An 18,267-nucleotide genomic window follows, 5' to 3' on the forward strand; every position below is an offset into this window, starting at 1 on the left:
GCAACAGGCGTGCCATCAACCCACCCACAGCGCTGGCCCCCTGATCAGATTGCCGGGGGTCTGGGGGCAGAGCCCCCAGGGGAAGCACGCAACAGGAACCCGCCCACGGCACCCACGAACAGACGGAACCGACGCGTCAGCCCAACGGCCGAATCCCCCACCGAGCCCCCCAAGACTCCCCAGGAGCAACCCAGATCAAATCCACCCCGGAGTTCAAAGCATCCGGCGGACAGGTCATCGGCTCAACAGCAACAGCCCGCCCCCGCCCAGGATAAGAATCGGGCGTGTAAACCTGAACCCACCGAAACGCAGGATCAGCCCAAACCTCAACACCACCGGCCTCGGCAGTCAACGCGTGGTGGATCAGCCCGTCCTCGCCAGGTTCACACCCACCGAACGGCGTGTCGAGCTTCACCCCGGCCAACTCCCGCCCACCTCGGAAGTCGAACGAGGTCCCCTCAACAGGCACAGCCGGCCCAGAAGGCACCATCCGCTCGACATCCAACGGCAGCACGGTAGTAGCCGCCAACGTCAAAACACACGAATCGGTCAAAGCCCGCCCAGCCCGCGGATAAGGATGCGTCCCCACACCAAACGGCGTGGCCACATCCCCAACGTTCTTCACCCCGTGCGTGACCGTCAACCCACGATCATCCAACGCATAAGACACGGTGACGTCCAAAGCAGCAGGCCACCCAGCCTGAGGCTCGATCAACGCCCGCAACGACACCAACGACCCGGTGTGCTCCAACACAGACCAGGGCCGACGCCGCACCAGCCCGTGGATCGCATTCCCCCGAGCAGGTTCGGTGACCTCCAACTGCTGCCGAACCCCGTTCAACGACCACACAGCCCCAGCGGTCCGGTTCGGCCAAGGCACCAGCACGGCCCCAGCACTCATCGGCGGCTTCTCGTCGGCCCCGAATGTCTCGACGTAAGGCACGCCGTCCACCTCGAAAGACCGCAGGCCCGCGCCTACAGTCGTGATCACGGCGGTGGCACCCTCGTACGAGATCCCCAACATGAGGCTGAAGCCTACGGGGCCAGCGGAAGGATTTGCCCATGAAGGTTCATCACCTCAACTGCGCCACGTTCCGGCCTCCCCTGGTCGCGGGCGGTCTGGTGGCCCACTGCCTGCTGATCGAGACCGATCAGGGCCTGGTCCTCGTCGACACGGGCTTCGGCACGAACGAGGTGATGAACCCCAAGGCGACGATCGACGGGCTGAGCCGCAAGCTGCTCAGGCCGGTGCTCGACATCACCGAGACCGCGATCAGCCACGTCGAGAAGCGCGGGTACACCGCCGACGACGTGCGGCACGTCCTGCTCACCCACCTCGACCTCGACCACGCGGGCGGGCTGCGCGACTTCCCCAAGGCCACCGTGCACGTGCTCGACAGCGAACTGGAGGCGGCGGTCAACGCGCGCGGCCCCAAGGAGAAGGCGCGGTACCCGAAGGCCCAGCGCGACGGCGTCAAGTTCGAGACGCACAAGGCCGAGGGTGAGGACTGGTTCGGGTTCCAGGCCGTCAAGGACATCACCGGGCTTCCGCCGGAGATCCTGATGGTGCCGCTGATCGGGCACACCCGCGGCCACACGGGCATCGCGGTGCGGTCCGACGACGGGTGGCTGCTGCACGCCGGCGACGCGTACTTCTACCGCGGCGAGGTCGAGACGCCGCCGAGCAACATCTTCGCGCTCAAGCTCACCGCCAAGCAGACCGAGACGGTCCGCGAGCAGCGTCTGTCCAATGTGGAACGGCTGCGGGAGCTCAAGGCGGGCGGCGAGGTCGAGGTGTTCAGCGCGCACGACCCGGTCGAGCTGGCGCGCCTCGCGTGACGTTCATCCACCAGGTCCGCCTCGACCAGGCCGACGACACGCACCGGTACCCGTTCACGCTGCCGGTCGTGCGGCACCTGCTGGAGCACCCGCTCGAGCTCAGCCGCCCCGTCACGTTCCTCGTCGGGGACAACGGCGCGGGCAAGTCGACGCTGGTCGAGGCGATCGCGGTGGCGGCCGGGTTCAACGCGGAGGGCGGCACGCAGTCGTTCCGCTTCGCCACCAGGGCCACGGAGTCCTCGCTCGGCGACTACCTGACCCTCAGGTGGGGCACCAGGAAACCCCGCACGGGGTTCTTCCTGCGCGCCGAGTCGTTCTACAACGTGGCCACCGAGATCGACCGGATCGGCGAGGGCATCCACGCGTCGTACGGCGGGAAGTCGTTGCACGAGCGGTCACACGGCGAGAGCTTCATCGACCTGATGAACCACCGGTTCGGCAGCAGAGGCCTTTACGTGCTGGACGAACCGGAGGCCGCGCTGTCGGTCAAAGGATGTCTCACGGTCCTGCGGCGCATGCACGAGCTCGTCCAGGAGGGCTCGCAGTTCATCATCGCCACGCACTCGCCGATCCTGCTGGCGGCACCGGACGCCACCATCCTCGAGGTCACCGACACGATCGACGAGGTCTCCTACGACACGGCGGAACCGGTCCGCCTCACCCGCAACTTCCTGGATGAGCCGGACCGGTTCCTGAGGCACCTTCTGCAATAGAAGAACTACTTGCCGAGGTTCTCCGGGTGGGTCTCCACCTTGCCGTGCGCGACGCGGTTGATGCCCCAGAGCACCAGGCCGGCGAGCAGCAGCCAGCCCGCGATCTTGTAGTCGTCCCACGGACGGCCGGACAGGCCGGGGATCGCGAGGTACGCGCACGTGATCGCGCCGAGCACCGGTGCCCACGTGGGCGCCCGGAAGTGCTGGTGCTCGGACTTCTCCCGGCGCAGCACCAGGCACGCGACGTTGACGATGGTGAAGACGATCAGCAGCAGCAACGACGTGGTGCCGCCGAGCTTGCCGATGTCCGCGGTCGACACCAGGATCACCGCGACGCCGGTCGTGAAGACGATCGAGATCCACGGCGTGCGGCGGAACGGGTGCACCGTGCCGAAGAACTGCGGGATGATCTTCTCGTTCGCCATGCCGTACAACAACCTCGACGCCATCAGCATGTTGATGAGGGCCGAGTTGATGACGGCGAGCAGGCCGATCAGCGCGAAGATCCACAGCGGGAAGCCCGGCGCGCCGACGGTGACGACCTTCAGCAACGCGCCGCTGCTCGCCTTCGCGAGCTCGTCGGACGGGATCAGCAGCGACGACGTGATCGCGACCAAGACGTAGATCAGGGCCGCGACCGCCATGCCGATCAGCATCGCGCGCGGGAAGATCTTGGCGGGGTTCTTGCACTCCTCCGCCATGTTGACCGAGTCCTCGAAGCCGACCATCGCGAAGAACGCGAGCGCGGTCGCCGAGGTGACCGCCATCAGGACGCTGGAACCGGACGGCACGTGGATCTCGGTGAGCCGGGACGGGTCGCCGTCGCCGACCGCCACCGCGTACGCGCCGATCAGGATGATGATGACCAGGCCGGACAGCTCGATGCACGTCAGGACCACGTTGGCCTTGACCGACTCCGAGACGCCGCGGAAGTTGATCAGCGCCAGGCCGCCGATGAAGACGATCGCGAGGCCGGTGAACACCAGCGACTCCGGCCGGAGCGAGACGTCGAAGAACTCCACCAGCAGCTGGCGCAGGTACGTGCGGCCGAAGGCGAGCGCCGCCGACGAGGCCGACGTGATGCCCGAGCACATCACCGCGAACGCGACCATGAACGTCAAGAAGTGGATCTTGAACGCTCTGTTCGTGTACAGCGCGGCGCCGGCGGCCCTGGGGTACTTGCCGACGAGCTCCAGGTAGCTGAACGCGGTCAGGAACGCGACCACGAACGCGAGGAGGAAGGGCAGCCAGAGCGCGCCGCCGATCTTGCCCGCCACGTTGCCGGTGAGGGCGTAGATGCCGGTGCCGAGGATGTCGCCGACGACGAAGAACAGCAGCAGCTTCGGGCCGATTGCCCGGTGTAGCTCTGGTTGCTCCGTTTGTGGAGTCGCTTCAGCCATGCTGGGAGATTGTGCCCTTTTCACGCAGCTACCTGCAGTTATAAGACACTTACCTCACCCGGATGGTGTAACAATCTGCCGATGAAGCTCGCGGCCACCGCGATCATCGCCGGCCTGGCGCTGACCGCCTGCTCCTCGTCCGAACCCGCGAGCGGGAACGCCTCCCCGCACCGTGACGCGAAGAGCCTGATCGCGGCGGTGACGAAGACCGTCACCGAGAAGGGCTCCTACCGCTTCTCGATCACCCCGCCGCCCCTCGGCGGCGGCGTGCGGGCACTGGCGAACGGCAGCGTGAAGCTGGGCGGCGAGGTCCCGGGCATGGACGCGACGACCACCCGTCCCGTGCAGACCGGCGGCGAGGCGGTCGAGCTCCGGCTCGTCTCCACGACGAAGGACGTCGCGTTCGTGAAGCTGCCCGCCGACGTGTTCGGCCTGCCCGCCGACAAGCCGTGGGTGCGGCTCGACCGCAAGGTGGACGACGACTTCACGACGACCGTGCTGGGCTTCCACGACGTCGTCTACCAGCAGGCCGTGTTCACGACGTACCACCTGCCGGTGATGGAGGCGGGCGGCGAGCTCAGGCTGACCGCGCAGGTCGGCGGCAACACCCGGTACTCGGTCAACGTCGACTACCAGAAGGCCTACGACACCCTTGAGGACGAGGCCCTGCGCGCCGAGGTCAAGCTCGCGCTCGACCAGCAGGTGCCCGGCTCCACCGGTGAGATCGAGCTGGACGGCAACGGCCTGCCCGTCCGCATCGCCTTCTTCACCGAGTTCCAGGGCGCGCAGATCGTCGACGAGGCCCGCTTCTCCCGGTGGGGCGAGCCCGTGACGATCACCGAGCCGAACCCGGCGGAGATCAGCTCGCGGAGTTGACCCGGTAGCGCCAGATCGCTGGCATCAGCGCGACCATCGCGACGCTCGCCACGACCACCAGCAGACCGCCGACCGACACCGCGGCGGCCGTGCCGAACGCCGCACCGCCCGTGCCGTGCAGCAGGTCGGCGACGCGCGGCCCACCGGCCACGACGACGATGAAGACGCCCTGCATCCGCCCGCGCATCTCGTCCGTCGCGGCGGACTGCAGGATCGCGCCGCGGAAGGCCATCGACACCATGTCCGCGGCGCCCGCGAGCGCCAGGAACGCGGCCGCGACCCACAGCGAGCCGGCGAGGCCGAAGCCCGCGACCGCGACGCCCCAGCCCACGACGGCAAGCGTCAGCGCGACGCCGTGGCGGTTGACGGTGGAGATCCAGCCGGACGTGAGACCGCAGATCACCGCGCCCACCGGGATCGCCGCGAACAGCACGCCGAGCGCGAAGCCACCGCCCGCCGGGTCGCCGAACGTGTGCTGGGCCATCTCCGGGAAGAGCGCCCGCGGCATGCCGAACACCATCGCGATGATGTCCAGCAGCATCGACGCCATCAGCACCTTCTGCGCCCACAGGTACACGAACCCGTCGAGCACGTCCCGCAGCCCCGCACGCCGGATCACGCCGTCCAGCGGGGGCATCGCGGGCAGCTTCCACACCGCGTAGACCGTGACGGTGAGCGCGATCGCGTCCACGAGGTACAACGTCGAGAGCCCGACGATCGGCATGAACGCGCCGGCGAGCAACGGCCCGAGCACCGCGCCGAACTGCATGACGGTCGACCCGAGCGCACCGGCCGACGGCAACAGCTCCGCCGGCACGAGCCGCGCGATCGCCGCCGACCGAGCCGGGGCGTTGGCCGCGAAGAACACCTGCTGCAGGCCGAGCAACGCGATGACGAGCCACACCGAGCCGACACCCAGCGCGGCCTGCACCCACAGCAGCACCGACGAGACGGCGATGCCGGCGTTGGTGACGAGCATCAGCTTCCGGCGGTCGACGGTGTCCGCGATGGCACCGCCCCACAGCCCGAAGACCAGCAGCGGCACCAGCGCAACACCGGCGGCGATGCCGACCCACGCGGACGAGCCGGTGAGGTCGTAGACCTGCTTGGGCACGGCGACGGCGGTGAGCTGGGAGCCCACCGCCGTCACGATCGTGGAGAGCCACAGCCGGCGGTACGCGACGATCTTCAACGGTCGCGTGTCGATCACGAACGTCGAGCGCGCGCTTCTCCCCACGGTGGCCACTTCGTTAGCCTATGGCAACTAACAAGCGCTTTCCGCGCCCGTGTCGCCAAGACCACTCGCCAGTGGCACCGGACTAGAGGCGGACGGGGTACACCGGCTCCGGCACCTTCGGGCTGATCCGGCCCTCGACGAAGATCCCGTGCCAGATCATGAAGCAGAGCACGCTCCACAGCTGCCGGCTGCGGTCGAACTGCTCGGACTTGTGCTCGGCGAGCAGGTCGAGCACCGCGTTCTTGTCGAGCAGGTGGCCGGTCTGCGAGTCGTTGATGATCCCGCGCGCCCAGTCGTACATCTCGGCGCGCAGCCAGTGCCGGATCGGCACCGGGAAGCCGAGCTTGGGCCGGTTCAGCACGTGCGGCGGGATGATCTTCGCCAACGCCTTGCGCAGCGCGTACTTGGTCGTGCCCTCGGTGAGCTTCTGGTCGAGCGGCACCTCGGCCGCGACCCGGAACACCTCGGGGTCGAGGAACGGCACGCGCAGCTCGATGGAGTTGGCCATCGTCACCTTGTCGGCCTTGACCAGGATGTCGCCGCGCAGCCACGTGTAGAGGTCGATGTGCTGCATGCGCGCGACCGGGTCCCAGTCCTCCGACTCGCGGTACCAGGGCGCCGTGACGTCCTTGAAGCCGATGCCCTCCTGGTAACCGGGGAACACCGCCCGCACCTGGTCGTCACTGAAGTTGCGGGCGTTGCCGTAGTACCGGTCCTCGAGCCGCAGCGACCCGCGCCGCAGCAGGTCCTTGCCGCGCACACCCTCGGGGATGGACTTGGAGACCGCGCCCATCAGCTTGCGCACACCACCGGGCACCTTCTCGAACGGCGCCAGCGACAACGGCTCGTGGTAGATCACGTACCCGCCGAACAGCTCGTCCGCACCCTCACCGGACAGCACGGCCTTGACGTACTTCCGCGCCTCCTTGGCGATGAAGTACAGCGGCACCAGCGCCGGGTCCGCCACCGGGTCGTCGAGGTACCAGAGGATGAGCGGCAGCTCCTCCATCATCTCGTCGGGCGACACCGTCCTCACGACGTGCCGCACCCCGATCGCCGCCGCCGTCTCGGCCGCGACGTCGACCTCCGAGTACCCCTGCCGGTCGAACCCGCTGGTGAACGCGATGAGGTTGGGGTTGTGCTGCTTGGCGAGCGTGGCCGTGGCCGTGGAGTCGATCCCGCCACTCAGGAACGCACCAACGGTCACGTCCGGGTCGGAGATCATGTGCTTGGCGACCGAGTCGCGCATCACGTCCGCAATGCGCTCGTGCAGCGCCTCGGCCTCGTGCGCCCCGTTGACCGGCCGCGGCGAGAACACGGGCTTGAAGTACCGGTTGAACAGCACCTGCCCACCGGGCGACACCTTGAACGACGTCCCGGACTCGACCCGCCGGATCGCCTTGTGCAGCGACTCGGGCTCCGGCACGTACTGCAGCACAAGGTAGTGCTGCAACGCCGTCTGGTCCAGCTCCTGACTGATCCCCAGAACCCCGGTGAGCTGCAACAAGCTCTTCTTCTCCGACGAGAAGCCCACCCCACCCGGCCCGGCGGCCCAGTACAGCGGCTTGATCCCGAACGGGTCCCGCGCTCCGAAGACGACCCGCTCCTGCGCGTCCCAGATCATGAACGCGAACATGCCGCGCAACATCTTGACCCAGTCGGCCCCGAGGAAGTGATACCCGGCGACGATGGCCTCACCGTCACCCTTGGTCTTGAACTGGGCCCCGAACTTCCGCATGAGCTCGGCCCGGAGCTCCTTGTAGTTGTAGATCTCGCCGTTGAAGTTCAGCGTGTACCGCGTCGGGTTCTCCGGCGGCCCCCACACCAACGGCTGGTGGGAGTGCTCCAGGTCGATGAACCCGAGCCGGTTGAACCCGTAGATGACCTCTTTGTCGGCCCACGTGTCCTGCTCGTCGGGCCCCCGGTGCCGCTGGCAACGCAACGCCGAGGCCACGGAGGCACGCGCGGAGGCCGCGGTGGCCTCGGTGGAACAGATGAGTCCGAGCACTCCGCACACGTGTAATCGCACCTCGTAGTTCGCTGTTTCCGAAATCCCAGTATGACGAAGTCCGGGATCGGACATTCCCGCCACCCGAAGGACGCCCGACCCCCAGGTCAGGTTCCGCGCGGACCGTGACAGCGGCATGAACGCGCCGTGTCGGCAGGGGACGGACGGCCAGGCAGGAAACAGGCGCCAGCCGCACCAGGCGCCCACGCAAGCAGACAACCACCGCGAAACAGGCGCCCGCCCTCGCACGGCAACCACGCACGCAGCCCGGCGTGGCGATGCGAAGCGAGCCGGACGAACCTCGACGCGCTACGAGGCGATAAGGCCCCGGCCTCGGCGATCGGGGCTTGACTTTGGGTGCGAGGTGCTACCCCTCGCGGATCGGCCGGGCGCTTTTCAGCCCGGCTTTAAAAGGCCGACCAGCGCCTCGCAAGGGCCCCGAAGTCAAGCCCCGATCGCAACCCACTACATCGTCCCGGCCCGCGTGAGCACCCTCGCAAGGCGACCGGAACCAACCCAACGCAACCAACCCCGCTGGAACGCAACCAGTCGCACGCAACCCGCAAACGCAAAAGGGGCGCCCCCGCCCACCGGAAGCGCCCCACACACCCAAGCAACTACGGAGCTACTCGCTCCAACCCCCACCCGTCCCGCCCAAGCCGGAACCGCAGCCGATCGTGCATCCGATCCCGCCGCCCCTGCCAGAACTCGACCTCCTCGGGCCGAATCCGCCACCCACCCCAGTGCGGCGGCACCGGAATCTTCTCCGTCTCGGCGAACTGCCGCTCGATCTTGTGCAACGCCGAGTCCAAAGTGGACCGCCCGGTGACCACACGCGACTGCGGCGACGCCCAGGCCCCGATCTGCGACCCGCGCGGACGCGAGTTCCAGTACTCGGCGGTCTCCACCGGCCCGACCTTCTCGACGGTCCCGCGCACGTGCGCCTGGCGCTGCATCGCGAACCACGGGAACGTCGCCGACGCGTACCGCGTGGCCATCAGGTCGTGCGACTTGTTGGAGGTGTAGTTGGTGAAGAACACCAACCCGCGGGCGTCGAGGCCCTTCGCCAGCACCGTGCGCGAGGACGGGCGGCCCTTCACGTCGGTGGTGGCGAGCACCATCGCGTTGGGCTCGGGCAGGCCGGCCCCGGTCGCCTGGTCCAGCCACAGCTGAAGCTGTTCGTACCAGGTGGCGGCGAGCTCGGACTCGCTCAGCGAACCCTGCTCGTAGGACACGCGCATCGCCGGTAGTGCGATGTTCGTGGTCTCCGTCATCGGCGAACCTCCAAGCAGTGGCAGAACTCGTGGTCCCTGGACCCGCGACCATACGCACGGCGACCCGATCCCGAAACCGCCTGCGCGGTGATGACCACCACCTGAACGGTGACTGTCCGTGCAAAGAACAGTTCTGGATCGAGTCCGTGATCGAGTCAGATGGCGTCGAGCACACGTGTGACGGTGACCACGTCATCACCCAGTGCGGTGGCGAGAGTTCCGCCTGCTGCCAACGGAACGACGCTCCACCACTCCCCGCCGCCGACCGCGCGCTCGACGGCGTCCAGGACCAGCTCCGTGCCCACGACGCGGTGCCCTGCCAATCCGGCCGACGCCCCGTCGACCGCAGGGTCGCCCACCACCAGCTGCTGGTGCAACAACGGCTTGCCGCAACGGGTTGCACGCACCAGCGACGACAGCGAGCCGGCGGGTTCGCCGGTGCGGCCGAGCACCAGGACCTCGCGGGTTCGCAACTGTGCGTGACCGTCCAATTCGGCCTCCACCACTGCGGAGTGGCGGGCGCGGCGCGTCACGACCGTGGGCTCCGGGAGGTAGCGAACCGATCCCTCGACCAGGAACCGCACGAGAGAAGACGACTCCGCATCGGACGAACCGGGCAACAACAGCGTCGCCGCAACACCTCGAAGCTCTAGCGAGGCTCCAGGACCGACTTCGACGGTCAGGGACAACGAATCGCCGCCGAGCGGTGCCGTGACCGAGGAAACCAGGTGCACCAACGCAACCGGGCCGACTCGTCGGGCCGGCACCAATGTCAACGGTGTCATCGACCGAAGGACCCGCACGACGCTGTTGCCGTGCGAGTCCAGCGCCACCACCAGCCGAGCCGACGCCTTCACAGCTGGGCCAGCACCCACTTCGCCACCTCGGGCGCGTCCGGGGTCTCGACCAGCGACTGGGCGATGACGGGCAGCTCGCCGCGCATCCGGTGCGCGTCGGAGATCATCACGTCCATGTCCGCGCCGACGAACGGCGCCAGGTCGATCTTGTTGATCACCAGCAGGTCCGCCGTCGTCACCCCCGGTCCGCCCTTGCGCGGCACCTTGTCGCCGCCGGCCACGTCCACGACGAAGATCTGCCGGTCGACCAGGCCGCGCGAGAACACCGCGGTCAGGTTGTCGCCACCGCTCTCGATGATCACCAGGTCCAGCGAGGAGAACCGGTGCTCCAGCCGCTCGACCGCGTCCAGGTTCGCGGTGATGTCGTCGCGGATCGCGGTGTGCGGGCAGCACCCGGTCTGCACCGCCTCGATCCGCGCAGGGTCGAGCACCCCGGCGCGACGCAGGAAGTCCGCGTCCTCGGTCGTGTAGATGTCGTTGGTCACGACCGCCAGCGAGAGCTGCTCGCCCAGCGCGCGGCACAGCGCGGCCGTCAGCGCGGTCTTGCCGCTGCCGACCGGTCCGCCGATACCGATGCGCGGCGCGGCCCCGTGGTGGTGATCGTGCGGGTCGGGCCCGTGGTTAGCCCCCAAAGAGACGCACCCCTTCACGTCGTGCATGTGCCTCGGCCAGCAGGTCCAAGGCAGGCGAACCCAGCGCGGGCAGCTCGGCGCACGCCCGCGAAGCGATGTCCTCGACCGGCAGCGCGGCCACGATCGCGTTGACCCCGAACGGGTCCAGCCCCAGCAGTCGCACGGCCGCCGACGCCGGTCCACTCACCGACAGATAGGCGCAGGTCAGCGCGGCCTCGAAGGCGTCACCGGCCAGCACCCCGATGACCAGCGGCTGGTGCGGGTCCCGAGGCAGCGCCTCCAGCCGCGCCGAAGGCCACGCCCGCCGGGCCGCGCGCAGCATCCCCCGTCCCTGCGCCCGCGAGGCCTCGCGCTGGGCGGGCGACGGCGTGCGCGCGTCGAGCTCCGCGTCCAGCTCCGCGAGGTCGCCGCCACGGGCCGCCGCGGCCGCGAACCCCGCCGCCAGCAGCCCCGCCCCGACCAGCCGTCCGTGCAGGAACGACCGCAGCGACGGCTCGTCGGTCACCAGACCGCGCGCGGCGGCCTCCTCCAGCCCACCGGAGTGCACGTGGCCACCGCCGGGGAAGCGGGAGTCGGCGAGGATCAGCGCGGTCAGCATCAGAACAGGAAGTACCGCTGGGCCATCGGCAGCTCCGCGACCGGCGAGGGCTCGACCAGGTTCCCGTCCACGTGCACGGCGAAGCTGTCCGGGTCGACCCGGACAGCCGGCATCGCGTCGTTGAGCACCATGTCCGCCTTGGTCACCGACCGCGTCGAGGCCACCGGCAGCACGCGCCGCGCGTACCGCTCGCCCACCCCGGCCGCGATCGCCTCCGGTGCCACGAAGAACACCGAGGACGCGGCACCGGCGGTCGCGCCGAACATCGGCCGCGCCCACACCGGTTGCGGCGTCGGGATCGAGGCGTTCGCGTCGCCCATCGCGCCCCACGCGATGAACCCGCCCTTGAGCACCACCGACGGCCGCACGCCGAAGAACTTGGGCTCCCACAGCACCAGGTCGGCGAGCTTGCCGACCTCCACGGACCCGACCTCGTCCGCGATGCCGTGCGCGATCGCCGGGTTGATCGTGTACTTCGCGACGTACCGCCGCGCCCGCAGGTTCGCGTCCAGCGTCCGCCGCGACGACATGACGTGCGCGGTCTGCCAGGTCCGGATGATCACCTCGCCGACGCGGCCCATCGCCTGCGAGTCGGACGAGATCATCGAGATCGCGCCCATGTCCTGCAACAGGTCCTCGGCCGCGATCGTGGTCGGCCGGATCCGCGACTCCGCGAACGCCAGGTCCTCCGGCACCGACGGGTTGAGGTGGTGGCACACCATCAGCATGTCGAGGTGTTCCTCGAGGGTGTTGACGGTGTGCGGGCGCGTGGGGTTCGTCGACGACGGCAGCACGTTCGGCAGCGAGACGACGCGGATGATGTCCGGCGCGTGCCCGCCGCCCGCGCCCTCGGAGTGGTAGGCGTTGATCGAGCGACCGGCAATGGCGTCCACAGTGGACTCTAGGAACCCGGCCTCGTTCAAGGTGTCCGTGTGGATCGCGACCTGGACGCCGGACTCGTCGGCGATGCGCAGGCAGGCGTCGATCGCGGCGGGCGTGGTGCCCCAGTCCTCGTGCAGCTTGAACCCGCCGGCGCCGCCGACCAGCTGCTCGCGCAGGCCCTCCTCGGAGACCGTGTTCCCCTTGCCCAGCAACAGGACGTTGATCGGCATGTGGTCCATCGACGTCAGCATGCGGTCGAGGTACCAGGCGCCGGGCGTGACCGTGGTGGCCTTCGTGCCCTCCGCCGGACCGGTGCCGCCGCCGATCAGCGTGGTCAGCCCGGACGCCAGCGCCTCGTCCACGATCTGCGGGCAGATGAAGTGGACGTGGCAGTCGATGCCGCCCGCGGTGAGGATCTTCCCGTTGCCGGACAGGATCTCCGTCGACGGCCCGATGACGAGGTCCGGGTGCACGCCGTCCATCGTGTCCGGGTTGCCCGCCTTGCCGATGGCGACGATCCGGCCGTCCCGCACGCCGACGTCGGCCTTGACGACACCCCAGTGGTCGAGGACCACCGCACCCGTGATGACCAGGTCCGGAGCACCCCCGGCACGGGTCGCGATCCCCTGCCCCATCGACTCGCGGACCACCTTGCCGCCGCCGAAGATCACCTCGTCACCCGAGCCGGCGCCGCGCGAGCGGTCCTCGGTGACCTCGATGAACAGGTCGGTGTCGGCGAGCCGGATGCGGTCGCCGACCGTCGGTCCGAGCAGTTCGGCGTAGCGCTCGCGGTCGATCATCGCTGCAACCCCCGGACGATCCTCAAGCCTGCCAGCGGAACCAGCGCGACCTCACGTTCGACGCCGGGCTCGAACCGCACGGCGGTGCCCGCCGGGATGTCGAGCCGGTAGCCGAACGCGGCCTCGCGGTCGAACTCGAGCCCCGTGTTGACCGAGGCGAAGTGGAAGTGCGAGCCGACCTGGACGGGCCGGTCCGCGGTGTTCACGACGACCAGCGTCACGCGCGGCCGTCCGGGGTTGAGCTCGACGGGCTCGGCGCCGACGACCACCTCCCCCGGCGCCGGACCGGCGGACGGCGCGATCGGGCGGTGCACGGTGACGAGCTTCGTGCCGTCCGGGAAGGTCGCCTCGACCTGCACCGAGTCGATCATCTCCGGCACGCCGCGCATGACCTGCTCCGGCGCGAGGACCGTGCGCCCGCTCTCCATCAGCTCGCTGACCGTGCGGCCGTCCCGCGCGCCCTCCAGCACGTGGTCGGTGATCAGGGCGACGGACTCGGGGTAGTTGAGCAGCACGCCGCGTTCGAGCCGGCGGCGCGCGACGTCGGCAGCGACGTGCACGAGGAGCTTGTCGCGTTCATGCGGCGTCAGATGCACCAGGCCGTTCTAACACGGGAAAGCGCGGTTGCCCGGACTGGAAACACGGCCGAAACACGACCGCGTGTCCACCGACCGGTTGACAACCGGGGTCGGTCCTGCGGTCGTCCCGCGCGCACCCCCTGCCGCCGCAGGATTTACGACATGAACGCGATCCGAGTGAGGGGCCTCCGCAAGGCCTACAAGGACCACCAGGCGGTGGCAGGGGTGGACCTCGACGTCGCACGGGGTGAGGTCTTCGCGGTGCTCGGTCCGAACGGTGCAGGCAAGACCACCAGCGTCGAGATCCTGGAGGGGCACCGCGACCGCGACGCGGGCGAGGTCAGCGTGCTGGGCGTCGATCCGGCCGAGGGTGGCCGCGAGTGGCGGTCGAAGCTCGGCATCGTCCTGCAGAGCGCGACCGACGCGGCGACGCTCACCGTCCGCGAGGCCGTGCACCACTACGCGAAGTACTACGGCGACCCGCGCGACCCGGAGGAGGTCATCGACCTCGTCGGGCTGACGGAGAAGGCGAAGTCCCGCGCCGGCACGCTCTCCGGTGGCCAGCGCCGCCGCCTCGACGTGGCGCTCGGCATCATCGGCCGCCCCGAACTCGTGTTCCTGGACGAGCCGACCACGGGCTTCGACCCCGAGGCGCGCCGGCAGTTCTGGGGCCTGATCAAGCTGCTCGCCTCCGAGGGCACCACGATCCTGCTGACCACGCACTACCTGGACGAGGCCGAGGCGCTCGCCGACCGCGTGGCCGTGCTCGCCGGTGGCCGGATCGTCGCCGAGGGCACGCCGCAGACGCTCGGCGGCCGCGCGCACGCCGACGCCACCGTGCGCTGGCTCTCCGACTCCGGACACCGCGAAGTCCTGACGCACGAGCCCACCAAGGTGATCGCCGACCTGTCCCGGCACGGCGAACTGGCCGAGCTCACCGTCACCCGCCCGTCCCTGGAAGACGTCTACCTGGAGCTGATCAAGTGACCACCGTCGTCGCGTCCCAGGCAGCAGCCCTGCCCTCGACCCTCCGGCTCGGCCTCGCGAGGGGTGGGACCGAGCTGCGGGAGTTCTTCCGGCAGAAGGAGAACCTCATCTTCACGGTGTCGCTGCCGGCACTGCTGATGCTGCTGCTGGGCACCGTCTACGTGAAGGAACCCGCCGCCGCGCAGATGTTCGCGGCCAGCATGATCGGCGCCGGCATCATCTCGACGTCGTTCGTCGGGCTCGGCATGAGCGTCGTGGCCGACCGCGAGGACGGCACGCTGAAGCGCCTGCGCGGCACGCCGATGCCGTTCACCTCGTACTTCCTGGGCAAGATCATCCTGGTGTTCGTGTCGAGCCTGTTCGAGGCGGTGCTGCTGGTCGTCGTCGGCGTGCTGCGGTTCGACCTGGAGCTGCCGACGAGCACGGAGAAGTGGCTGACGTTCGCGTGGGTCTTCACCCTGGGCGTCGTCGCCTGCTCGTTGATCGGCGTGGCGCTGAGCTCGATCGCGAAGTCCACCCGCAACGCGGCGGGCGTGCTGAACCTGCCGTACATCGTGCTGCAGTTCCTCAGCGGCGTGTTCATCATGCAGTCGGAACTGCCCGAGTCCCTGCGCACGGTGGGCTCGCTCTTCCCGCTGAAGTGGGTGTGCCAGGGTTTCCGCTCGGTGTTCGCACTGGACGACGGCTACGCGGTCATGGAGGCGGCGGGATCATGGGAGCTGGGCAAGATCGCGCTGGTGCTGACGGCGTGGAGCGTCGTGGGCCTGGTGCTCGTCGGCAGGACCTTCAAGTGGAGCAACACCAGCCGCTGACGACCTGGTACGTGCTCTTCGCACTGACCCAGGTCACCACGATCACCCTCGTCCTGGTGGACGCCAACCCCCTCGCCGACCGGCTGTCGGCGGCGGGGTTGCTCGTCCTGAACTCCCTGTGGTTCGTGCTGTACGGCCTGCGGCTCATGAAGAACGGCATCGAGGACTGGCGCGGCCTCGTCTACGCGGCCGGCTCGCTCGCGCTGTGGGCCCCGGCGGTCTGGCTGACCGGCAACGCCACGTTCGCGTTGTTCGGCCTCGTCCCCCAGATCTACATGATGATGCCGGTGACCTGGGCGTTCTTCCCGATGGTGGTCTTCGTCTTCACGCCGCAACTGCTGACCTGGCTGGCCGGCGCCGACCCCGCCCTGCCGTGGCCGGGAGCCCTGCTGATCATCGGCTTCTCGCAGGCCTTCGGCTGGGCCGTCAGCCGGATCGCGCAGCAGAACCAGCAACGCGGCGAACTGCTCGAACGCATCGAGTCGCTGACCCTCGAAGCCGAACGCGCCCGCTGGGCCGCCGAGATCCACGACACGCTCGCGCAGGGCTACACCTCGATCATCACGCTCCTGCAGGGCGCCCAGCCGAACGTCGACCTGGCCCTGCAGACCGCGCGCGAGAACCTCCGCGAGGCACGAGCCCTCGTCGCGTCGAACTCACCGTCGCCTTTGGACGGTTCGTCCCTGGAGGACGCGGTGCGCCGCCTGGTGTCCGGCCAGTCGCTGCCGTCGACGTTCCGGGTGATCGGCGACCCGCGACCGCTAGCCACCTCGGTGGAGGTGGTGCTGCTGCGCACCGCGCAGGAGGCGCTGACCAACGTGGCCAGGCACTCGGACGCGTCACGGGTGGACGTCGTGATGAGGTTCGACGAGGACGGCGTGTCCCTGGAGGTCCGCGACGACGGCCGCGGCTTCGGCGACGCCCTGGAAGGCTTCGGGCTGCGGGGCATGCGCGCCCGGCTGGAACAGGTGGGTGGGACGCTCTCCCTGTCGTCGGACGAGGGGGCGTCGGTGCTGGTGGAGGTGCCGCTGTGATCAGGATCCTGCTGGTGGACGACCACCCGGTGGTGCGTCAGGGGCTGCGCGGCATGCTCGTGGCGGACGACCTGGAGGTGGTAGGCGACGCCGGCTCGGGCGCCGAGGCGATCACCCAGGCCGCCCTGCTGAAGCCGGACGTCGTGCTGATGGACCTGCGAATGCCCGAAATGGACGGTGTGGCGGCCACCGCCCGGATCGTGGGCACCGGCCCTCGGGTGCTCGTGCTGACCACGTACGAGACCGATTCGGACATTCTTCGCGCGGTGGAGGCCGGGGCGTCGGGGTACCTGTTGAAGGACTCGACGACCGAGGACCTGATCGCGGCCATTCGGGCAGCTGCTCGTGGGGAGACCGTGCTGGCTCCCTCGATGGTGGCGAAGGTGGTGGGGCAGGTTCGGACTCCGCCTCTGTCGGCTCGGGAGGCGGAGGTGTTGAAACTGGTCGCCAAAGGCATGTCCAATGTTGAGATCGGTCGGACCTTGTTCATTTCTGAGGCGACGGTGAAGACGCACTTGTTGCGGGTGTTCAACAAACTCGGGGTGTCCGACCGGACGGCTGCGGTCACCACGGCGATGGATCGCGGCATGCTGCAGTGACGCGCTGATGTCGCCGGTTACTGCACATCGGTGAAATGGCCTGCGAAGCCGAGGGCCGTTCGAGTGCCGCCCTCCGACGAACTGATCGGCGACCGCACAATCTGTTCAATCGACTCTCACGGACAGTCACCGCCACTGTTCGCAACATCAGTCGGGGGGACAGTGCTGCGGGAGCTGATTCTATTCCTCGAAGAATTCATACGTGGCCACGGCCCACCGGCGGTGGCCAAAGCGGCGTTCGGCCTGATGTCCTTCGCCGTGCTGATCGGCGCCGCTCTCGGCAGCACGGCGGTGAAGGCCGGGGCTCTCGTCACCGCCGTCCTGGTGATCACAGCCGCCGGAATCGCGTTGATCGGCCGACTCAAGTCCGAACACCGGGGACTGGAGGTCCACAAGGAGCTCGTGTCCCACTACTGCCGGCTTCTCGACACAGTGCACCCCTCCTACGAGGTCCTCGACTGGGACGAGACGATGACCGTCGACGACCGGGGCAACGCCCACACGAGCTTGAAGATCAAGGTGAGGGCGGTGCACGCCGACCTGTACTACGTCCGGATGCGGTTCGGTTGCGGATGGTCACAACCGTCGCGCTACCGCAAGCGGGTCCGGACAACCGTGCGGAACCTGCTGGCCAACGGCTCAGCAGGAACCACCCTGCGCACGACGCTGTCGTGGCCCAAAGACGGGGCCATGGCGGCGATCGCGCATTTCCACGCACCTCCGCCGGCGAACTCGGAGGTGTCGTTGGCCATCGACCTCTATTGGCCCAAGAGGTGCAAACCGCTACTGGACGGACTGCCCGACGAGTTCGGCCTCATGTACTGGCAACCGGTCAAGCGCGCGACCTATCGCGTCGTGCTGCCGAAAGGCATCGAAGTGGTAGTCGAGCCGATCTCGAAGACCGAGGGGCAAACTGGACTTCGATGGCGCCGAAAAGTGGACACCGAAGGCAGGGAAACGATCAGTTTCAAGGTGTCGGACCTGCCGGTGCGCCAACGCACCGGAATCCGGCTGCAACTCAAAGAGACTCGCCGAGCACAGAGGTCAGGATGAGGTTCGGCTATTCGTCCTCATCGGACGTGCCAGAATTACCACCGAAGCAGGACCTCAGCACTGATCACGCTCGCAATCTCGTAGGGCT

At 68.7% G+C, this 18,267-nt stretch carries 18 protein-coding genes; 8 read left to right on the forward strand and 10 right to left on the reverse strand.

The window, feature by feature from the left end; translation table 11 throughout:
• Window positions 1–136: 136 nt before the first annotated feature.
• Complete coding sequence (locus tag ABZX02_RS42390; protein WP_355307518.1) at window positions 137–1,024, reverse strand: aldose 1-epimerase family protein; 888 nt, start codon at window positions 1,022–1,024, stop codon at window positions 137–139.
• Between the two features lie 38 nt (window positions 1,025–1,062).
• On the opposite strand from ABZX02_RS42390, the gene ABZX02_RS42395 reads away from it, so the two are divergent.
• Window positions 1,063–1,839, forward strand: a complete 777-nt coding sequence (locus ABZX02_RS42395; protein WP_355307520.1) for an MBL fold metallo-hydrolase — start codon at window positions 1,063–1,065, stop codon at window positions 1,837–1,839.
• Complete coding sequence (locus ABZX02_RS42400) at window positions 1,836–2,552, forward strand: AAA family ATPase (protein ID WP_355307521.1); 717 nt, start codon at window positions 1,836–1,838, stop codon at window positions 2,550–2,552. The genes ABZX02_RS42395 and ABZX02_RS42400 overlap by 4 nt, the downstream gene beginning before the upstream one ends.
• Window positions 2,553–2,557: 5 nt before the next feature.
• Here the strand turns inward: ABZX02_RS42400 and ABZX02_RS42405 are convergent, their stop codons facing one another.
• On the reverse strand, window positions 2,558–3,952 hold the full coding sequence (locus ABZX02_RS42405) for an APC family permease (protein WP_355307523.1): 1,395 nt from the start codon (window positions 3,950–3,952) through the stop codon (window positions 2,558–2,560).
• 81 nt (window positions 3,953–4,033) lie between these two features.
• On the opposite strand from ABZX02_RS42405, the gene ABZX02_RS42410 reads away from it, so the two are divergent.
• Window positions 4,034–4,828 (forward strand): hypothetical protein, encoded by a 795-nt coding sequence (locus tag ABZX02_RS42410; RefSeq protein ID WP_355307525.1) that lies wholly within the window; start codon window positions 4,034–4,036, stop codon window positions 4,826–4,828.
• Here ABZX02_RS42410 and ABZX02_RS42415 read toward each other — a convergent pair.
• The 8 genes from ABZX02_RS42415 to ABZX02_RS42450 all read right to left on the reverse strand — a co-directional run bounded on the left by ABZX02_RS42415 (window position 4,812) and on the right by ABZX02_RS42450 (window position 13,712).
• A complete protein-coding gene (locus tag ABZX02_RS42415; protein WP_355307527.1) occupies window positions 4,812–6,074 on the reverse strand; it encodes an MFS transporter in 1,263 nt (420 codons plus the stop codon). The two genes, ABZX02_RS42410 and ABZX02_RS42415, sit on opposite strands and share 17 nt — an antisense overlap.
• A gap of 73 nt (window positions 6,075–6,147) precedes the next feature.
• Window positions 6,148–8,082 (reverse strand): asparagine synthase (glutamine-hydrolyzing), encoded by a 1,935-nt coding sequence (gene asnB / locus ABZX02_RS42420; protein ID WP_355307529.1) that lies wholly within the window; start codon window positions 8,080–8,082, stop codon window positions 6,148–6,150.
• A gap of 608 nt (window positions 8,083–8,690) precedes the next feature.
• Entirely contained in the window at window positions 8,691–9,347 is a 657-nt protein-coding gene (gene pdxH / locus ABZX02_RS42425; protein ID WP_355307531.1) for a pyridoxamine 5'-phosphate oxidase, read from the reverse strand.
• Window positions 9,348–9,502: 155 nt separating this feature from the next.
• Complete coding sequence (locus ABZX02_RS42430) at window positions 9,503–10,204, reverse strand: urease accessory protein UreD (RefSeq protein ID WP_355307532.1); 702 nt, start codon at window positions 10,202–10,204, stop codon at window positions 9,503–9,505.
• A complete protein-coding gene (gene ureG / locus ABZX02_RS42435; protein WP_355307534.1) occupies window positions 10,201–10,836 on the reverse strand; it encodes an urease accessory protein UreG in 636 nt (211 codons plus the stop codon). Before ureG ends, ABZX02_RS42430 begins: the two co-directional genes overlap by 4 nt.
• Window positions 10,826–11,437 carry an urease accessory UreF family protein gene (locus ABZX02_RS42440; protein ID WP_355307591.1) on the reverse strand — a complete coding sequence of 204 codons (612 nt, stop codon included), beginning with the start codon at window positions 11,435–11,437 and terminating at the stop codon, window positions 10,826–10,828. The genes ureG and ABZX02_RS42440 overlap by 11 nt, the downstream gene beginning before the upstream one ends.
• Window positions 11,434–13,116: an urease subunit alpha gene (locus tag ABZX02_RS42445; RefSeq protein WP_355307536.1), complete on the reverse strand. Its 1,683-nt coding sequence runs from the start codon at window positions 13,114–13,116 to the stop codon at window positions 11,434–11,436. Before ABZX02_RS42445 ends, ABZX02_RS42440 begins: the two co-directional genes overlap by 4 nt.
• Window positions 13,113–13,712: an urease subunit gamma gene (locus tag ABZX02_RS42450; RefSeq protein ID WP_355307538.1), complete on the reverse strand. Its 600-nt coding sequence runs from the start codon at window positions 13,710–13,712 to the stop codon at window positions 13,113–13,115. The genes ABZX02_RS42445 and ABZX02_RS42450 overlap by 4 nt, the downstream gene beginning before the upstream one ends.
• Window positions 13,713–13,856: 144 nt before the next feature.
• On the opposite strand from ABZX02_RS42450, the gene ABZX02_RS42455 reads away from it, so the two are divergent.
• From ABZX02_RS42455 to ABZX02_RS42475, 5 genes are all read left to right on the forward strand, one after another.
• Window positions 13,857–14,681: an ABC transporter ATP-binding protein gene (locus tag ABZX02_RS42455; RefSeq protein ID WP_355307540.1), complete on the forward strand. Its 825-nt coding sequence runs from the start codon at window positions 13,857–13,859 to the stop codon at window positions 14,679–14,681.
• Entirely contained in the window at window positions 14,678–15,493 is an 816-nt protein-coding gene (locus ABZX02_RS42460; RefSeq protein WP_355307542.1) for an ABC transporter permease, read from the forward strand. Before ABZX02_RS42455 ends, ABZX02_RS42460 begins: the two co-directional genes overlap by 4 nt.
• Entirely contained in the window at window positions 15,472–16,527 is a 1,056-nt protein-coding gene (locus ABZX02_RS42465) for a sensor histidine kinase (protein WP_355307544.1), read from the forward strand. Before ABZX02_RS42460 ends, ABZX02_RS42465 begins: the two co-directional genes overlap by 22 nt.
• Window positions 16,524–17,126, forward strand: a complete 603-nt coding sequence (locus tag ABZX02_RS42470; RefSeq protein WP_355307546.1) for a response regulator transcription factor — start codon at window positions 16,524–16,526, stop codon at window positions 17,124–17,126. The genes ABZX02_RS42465 and ABZX02_RS42470 overlap by 4 nt, the downstream gene beginning before the upstream one ends.
• Window positions 17,127–17,288: 162 nt before the next feature.
• The gene (locus ABZX02_RS42475) at window positions 17,289–18,179 is read left to right on the forward strand and encodes a hypothetical protein (RefSeq protein WP_355307548.1); all 891 of its coding nucleotides are present in this window, start codon (window positions 17,289–17,291) and stop codon (window positions 18,177–18,179) included.
• The last annotated feature ends 88 nt before the right edge of the window (window positions 18,180–18,267 follow it).

Origin of the sequence: Lentzea sp. NPDC003310 (assembly GCF_040610935.1) — a bacterium.
Classification (GTDB): domain Bacteria; phylum Actinomycetota; class Actinomycetes; order Mycobacteriales; family Pseudonocardiaceae; genus Lentzea.

Excerpts from the sequence above, each read along its gene's own strand:
- ABZX02_RS42390 (WP_355307518.1), bottom strand. The coding sequence starts at position 1,024 with ATGTTGGGGATCTCGTACGAGGGTGCCACCGCCGTGATCACGACTGTA.
- ABZX02_RS42395 (WP_355307520.1), top strand. The coding sequence starts at position 1,063 with ATGAAGGTTCATCACCTCAACTGCGCCACGTTCCGGCCTCCCCTGGTC.
- ABZX02_RS42405 (WP_355307523.1), bottom strand. The coding sequence starts at position 3,952 with ATGGCTGAAGCGACTCCACAAACGGAGCAACCAGAGCTACACCGGGCA.
- ABZX02_RS42410 (WP_355307525.1), top strand. The coding sequence starts at position 4,034 with ATGAAGCTCGCGGCCACCGCGATCATCGCCGGCCTGGCGCTGACCGCC.
- pdxH (WP_355307531.1), bottom strand. The coding sequence starts at position 9,347 with ATGACGGAGACCACGAACATCGCACTACCGGCGATGCGCGTGTCCTAC.
- ABZX02_RS42445 (WP_355307536.1), bottom strand. The coding sequence starts at position 13,116 with ATGATCGACCGCGAGCGCTACGCCGAACTGCTCGGACCGACGGTCGGC.
- ABZX02_RS42455 (WP_355307540.1), top strand. The coding sequence starts at position 13,857 with ATGAACGCGATCCGAGTGAGGGGCCTCCGCAAGGCCTACAAGGACCAC.